This is a genomic window from Actinacidiphila oryziradicis (genome assembly GCF_005047355.1).
In the GTDB taxonomy this organism is placed as follows: domain Bacteria; phylum Actinomycetota; class Actinomycetes; order Streptomycetales; family Streptomycetaceae; genus Actinacidiphila; species Actinacidiphila oryziradicis.
On sequence record NZ_SUMC01000232.1, the window covers coordinates 1 to 4,884 of the forward strand.

Consider the following 4,884-nt stretch of genomic DNA (forward strand, 5'->3'; position numbering starts at 1 on the left):
CGAGAAGATCACCATCCGGCACCGCATCCCCATCCGCGAACACGCCGCCAACGACGGCCAACATCAAGATCAAGACGCTACGGAGGGTGACTCATGCCCGAGTTACCCATTGCGTTGGGGGCGTGATTAGTCCCTTGTTGCTCAACATCGCACTGCACGGAATGGAGGAGGCCGCAGGTGTCCGGTTCGCAACCCGCAAAGGAACAGTGATGTGGGCCGCGAAAGGGACACCGATCCTGGTGCGTTACGCCGACGACCTTGCCGTGTTCTGCACGAGCAAGGAAGAGGCTGAGATAGTCAAGTTACGCCTTGGCGAATGGCTTGAACCCCGAGGGCTTCGCTTCAACGAAGAGAAGACAAGAATCCTCCACCTGTCGGAAGGGTTCGACTTCCTCGGCTTCAACGTCCGCCGTCATGGCGACAGCCTGATCATTAAGCCCAGCAAGGACGCGGTCAAGAGAATCCGGAACCGACTACGCACCGAGATGCAAGCCCTCCTCGGGCACAGCATCACAGTCGTACTACGCAGACTGGCTCCCGTTGTCAGGGGCTGGTCCGCGTATTACCGGACAGTGGTGTCCAGTCGAGTATTATCAGCGCTGGACAGCTATGTGTGGACGCTCACTTACAAGTGGGCCAAACGCACCCACCCGAAGAAGTCGAAGCACTGGATCGTCAGCAAGTACTTCGGCAGGCTCAACCGGTCTAAGAACGACAACTGGGTCTTCGGTGACCGTACCACAGGTGCACACCTTCCCAAGTTCGCCTGGACCAGTATCAGAAGGCACCAGCTAGTCAGGGGAAAGTCGTCGCCCGATGATCCAACGCTCTGCGACTACTGGAGCCAACGCCGCAAGACGCGCACACCCCCACCGATGGACAAGATCAGCCTTACCCTGGCAGCCCGCCAGAAAGGAATCTGTCCACTCTGCGGGCAAGCACTGATCGCCGGCGCGGAATACGAACCAGACAGTCCACGCGAGTGGATCAACTGGTTCGACGCGATGAAGAAGCGGTTACACAAACACCACTTCACCCACCGGCGAAACGGCGGATCTGATGAGATCAAGAATCTTCGGCTCGTTCACTCCGAATGCCATCGTCAGCTTCATTCGGGCGATGGCGGTAACAAACAACAGATCCTGTGAAGTCTATGGGCTTGCTTGAGCGGTGGTGCTTGGAAACAAGCATGCCCGGTTCTCAGGGGGCCGGGTTACGGCAACGTGACCCGGCTACCCGACGACTGGAGAGGACTGGCCACACGCTTCGACAAGAAGCCCGAGAGCTACATGGCGGGGCTTCAGCTGCGCGGCGCGGTCATCTGGTTGCGCAGTCTCGATCCCGCCACATGATCACGACTCCGAACAGGCCCTAGCACGGCTCTTTGACGAGATCGGTGATCCCGAGATGGCTGACGTGGCGTGGGAGGAGCTGTGGGCTTCTCTCTACCACCAGGGGTCGGTGTACGCGGCTAGCTTTGCCGCCCTGCCCGTTCTGACAGACATCGCTACCGGTCGCAAACCGGGCGCTCGCTGGCAGGCCCTTGGGTTGGCCGGCCGCATCGTCGTCGAGGAGCAGCAGCTTCACGAGCCCGGTTACGTCCAGGCGCGCTACCCGGCTGCGATCAACGAGTTGCACCGGCTGACCCAGAACCTCACGATGGCAAGGCCCTTCGAGGGCGATGAAGACGACTTTCTGTACTGGCTGGAGCACCTCCTGGCTTTTGAGGGGGTGCCCGTATGGAGGCGCAGCCTGCGCCGCGAGGAGCATCCCGTGGTGTGCCCCTCCTGCGCACTGAGCTTGGAGATCGACCTTTCCCACAAGCCCCCAGGCACTCGCGGTCGGGACCCGAACGCGCGCTTTCGGGTTGTCGGCCGTGAGGGACCCATACTCACCGGGGTCCGCCCGGCGGTCCCAGCGGACCTTCCGCCGCTGGCGTCTCGGCTGCACGGTGTGGCCGTCGGGGCCGGGCAGTCAGCGGTCGCAGAGCATCTGACCCATCTGTTTGGCTGCACGACGTGTCCGGACTGTGCTTCAGACTTCTCGGTGCCGGACCAGGTCGCAGCCTTCCAGGCATAGCAGTCTATGAGCGCGTAAAAGGATCACGCTGGGCTTTCTTGAGACGTCTCCAGCAGATGAGACTGGAAGCCAACGAGACCAAGGCGTCGTGAAGTTCTGTTCGGCGTTCCCGGCGGACGGCGAGGCGCTTGAACTGGTGGAGCACAGGTCTGCTCGCCGACGTAGCGGAGTTTGCCCAGGCCCTTGATGTTCGGGGCACCCTTGCGGGAGATGACCGGCAGGATCCGCCGCTTGCGCAGCTCTGGGCGGTTGGGGTTGGAGTCGTCGCCCTTGTCACCGAGAAGTGAGTCGGGGCGGCGCCGCGGACGGCCAGGCCGTCCGGCCACGGGCGGGATGCCGTCGACGAGGGCGAGGGTCTGGGTTACGTCGCCCCGCCCCCTTCCGCCCCGACCACCACCGGCCCCGCATCGGGCACCCCCCAACCGTGCCCCCTCGGCAGTGGCGGACCCGCACGGGCAGGGAATCGACCTCCCCGCCCCACGGGTCATCGAACGGGTCGACCCGCTGACTCTCGAAGAGCGCCGAGCGACTGGTATCCGCTCTTCCCCAACCCCGTCGTCGCCGAGTCACTCCTGGACCGGCTGATCAACACCAGCCACCAGGTCATCATGAACGGCCCCAGCTACCGACCCAACAAGCGCCCCCGAGCGGGCGCTGACAAGACAAACAAGCCCTCGATCAAGTAGACATGGACAAGGCCAGGACCTGGGGAATTACGTGACGTTGCGCCCGGGGGATTACGTGATCGTTCACACTTCGCCCGTGGCGTCGGCCAGCGGGCTGGTGCCTTGGTGGGATGGAGTGTTCGGAGCCGGTCTTCAGTTGCGGGCCCGGTCCCGTGGCGGCTGGCTCGGTTGAGGAGCAGGTCCGGGCCCCGCTCGGCCGGAGCGGGGCCCGGGTACTTCTGCGACCGCCGGTCAGTGCGACAGCTGTCTCAGGCTTCGATGTTCTCCAGATCATCGAGCAGGCTCGGGTGCGTCGGCTCCCAGCCGAGGGCGGTGCGGGTGTGAGCGCTGGATGCGGGCTGGTCGGTCGCGAAGATCGGGCCGAGGGGACCGAAACTCTCATGCGGCACCGACTTCACCGGGAGGTCGAGCCGCCGCCCGATGACCGCGGCGATGTCGCGTACCGCGTCGCCTTCGTCGGCGACGGCGTGCCACGAGCTTCCGGCCGGAGCCTTCTCCAGCGCGAGCCGGAACAGGACGGCGGCGTCGAGCGCGTGGACGGCCGGCCAGCGCTGCGCGCCATCTCCGGGGTAGCCGGCGACGTCGGTGCGGCGGGCGATGTCGGTGAGCAGCCCGGCGAACCCGCCCCGGCCCTGGTTGTGGACTGTGCGCGGCAGCCGTACGGCCGAGCTGCGCACGCCGCGCGAGGCGAGTTCGAGTGCGCGGGATACCGACTGGCCACGTCCGGCGACGGGTCCACTGGTCGGCAGCGGGTCGTCCTCGGTCGATGCGCGTCCCGGCGCGTGGGGAGTGCCCGACACGGTGACCAGCGGCCGGTGCGTCCCGACGAGGGTGTCGCCGAGCGTCGCGAGCGCGGCGCCTTCTTCGGCGATGCCTTGCGCGAGTGCCTCGGGCGAACTGAAGTCGTTGCTGAAGGCGAGGTGGATGACGCCGTCTGCCTGTTCCGCGCCGGTTCGCAGCACGTCGAGGTCGGTGAGCCCGCCACGGAGGACGTCAGCGCCGGCGGCTGCGGCGCTTGCCGCAGAGGAGTCGGAACGAGCGAGGGCAGTGACCGCATGGCCTGCGGCGAGCAGTTCGGCGACGACGGCCGAGCCGATCAGGCCCGTTCCGCCGGTGATGAAGACGCGCATGGTGAGCTCCAAGAAGTGATGCGACTAGTGTCCCATCACCGTACACCGCGATGCGACACATGTCGCATCATCTAGACTGGCCGTATGCCGAGATGGAAGCCCGATGCCCGCCAGCGCCTGGTCGTGGCGGCGCTCGGCCTGTTCGCCGAGCAGGGCTATGACGAAACGACGGTCGCTCAGATCTCCGAGCGCGCAGGGCTCACGCGGAGCACCTTCTTTCGCCACTTCGCCGACAAGCGGGAGATCCTCACAGCAGGGCAGAAGGCCCTCAGCCGCCTGCTGGCCGAGGGCATCGATGCCGCCCCCGCGGATGCGACACCGATGATGGCCGTCGCGGCCGGCCTGGAGCGCGCATCGGGCGAGATGACATCGTTCAACCGCGAGCTCAGCCCGCTGCTGCACGCGGCGATCGAGGCGAACGAGGAGTTGCAGACACGCGACGCGCTGAAGAGCATCGGCATGGCCGCGGCGATGGTCGACGCGTTGAAGAGACGCGATGTCACAGAACCCACCGCGCAGGTGGCCGCCGAACTCGGCGTACTCGCGTTCAAGCTCGGATTCAGCCAATGGGCCGACCCCACTCGCGACGAGGACCCCGGCGAGCTGGCGACCCATACACGAGCCGCGCTTGACGAACTCCGCGCGGCAGCCGCGGAACTGCGCTAGTGTCCTGCGTTGTAAATAGCGAGTCTAAGTATGTAGACTGTTTTCATGTCGCAACGAGGTCCTCGTGCTGTCGTGGTCGTCCTCTCCGATGATGAGTTCGCCGAGTTGTCGCGCTGGGCGGGTGGGGCGGCGTCTCCCAGGTTGGCGGAGCGGGCGCGGATCGTCCTGGCCTGTGCCGGCGGTGCGTCAAATGCGCGGGTGGCGGCGGAGTGTGGGGTGTCTTCGGCGACGGTGGGCAAGTGGCGCTCCCGGTTCGCGGTCCGGGGATTGGCAGGCTTGAAGGATGAGCCGCGTCCGGGCAGGCGCAAATCGGAGTTGGTGCT

General features: G+C 65.6%; 5 protein-coding genes and 1 pseudogene. 5 read left to right on the forward strand and 1 reads right to left on the reverse strand.

What is annotated here, in order from left to right; translation table 11 throughout:
* The 3 genes and pseudogenes from FCI23_RS54010 to FCI23_RS64715 all read left to right on the forward strand — a co-directional run.
* A partial coding sequence (locus FCI23_RS54010; RefSeq protein WP_136731529.1) for a group II intron reverse transcriptase occupies positions 1-1,148 on the forward strand: 1,148 nt, incomplete at its 5' end.
* Between the two features lie 259 nt (positions 1,149-1,407).
* Positions 1,408-2,079, forward strand: coding sequence for a hypothetical protein (locus FCI23_RS54015; RefSeq protein WP_136731530.1), 672 nt, complete (start codon positions 1,408-1,410; stop codon positions 2,077-2,079).
* A 509-nt stretch (positions 2,080-2,588) separates the two neighbouring features.
* A pseudogene (locus tag FCI23_RS64715) lies at positions 2,589-2,765 on the forward strand (ATP-binding protein); the annotation flags it as partial.
* 248 nt (positions 2,766-3,013) lie between these two features.
* On the opposite strand, the gene FCI23_RS54025 reads toward FCI23_RS64715, so the two are convergent.
* Complete coding sequence (locus FCI23_RS54025; RefSeq protein ID WP_136731531.1) at positions 3,014-3,895, reverse strand: SDR family oxidoreductase; 882 nt, start codon at positions 3,893-3,895, stop codon at positions 3,014-3,016.
* Positions 3,896-3,979: 84 nt separating this feature from the next.
* Here FCI23_RS54025 and FCI23_RS54030 point away from each other — a divergent pair, with 84 nt between their 5' ends.
* Together FCI23_RS54030 and FCI23_RS62070 are read left to right on the forward strand one after the other, a co-directional pair.
* Positions 3,980-4,561, forward strand: coding sequence for a TetR/AcrR family transcriptional regulator (locus FCI23_RS54030; RefSeq protein ID WP_136731532.1), 582 nt, complete (start codon positions 3,980-3,982; stop codon positions 4,559-4,561).
* Positions 4,562-4,633: 72 nt separating this feature from the next.
* The coding region (locus FCI23_RS62070) for a helix-turn-helix domain-containing protein (protein ID WP_322974064.1) at positions 4,634-4,884 on the forward strand (251 nt) is incomplete at its 3' end.

Excerpts from the sequence above, each read along its gene's own strand:
- FCI23_RS54015 (WP_136731530.1), top strand. The coding sequence starts at position 1,408 with ATGGCTGACGTGGCGTGGGAGGAGCTGTGGGCTTCTCTCTACCACCAG.
- FCI23_RS54025 (WP_136731531.1), bottom strand. The coding sequence starts at position 3,895 with ATGCGCGTCTTCATCACCGGCGGAACGGGCCTGATCGGCTCGGCCGTC.
- FCI23_RS54030 (WP_136731532.1), top strand. The coding sequence starts at position 3,980 with ATGCCGAGATGGAAGCCCGATGCCCGCCAGCGCCTGGTCGTGGCGGCG.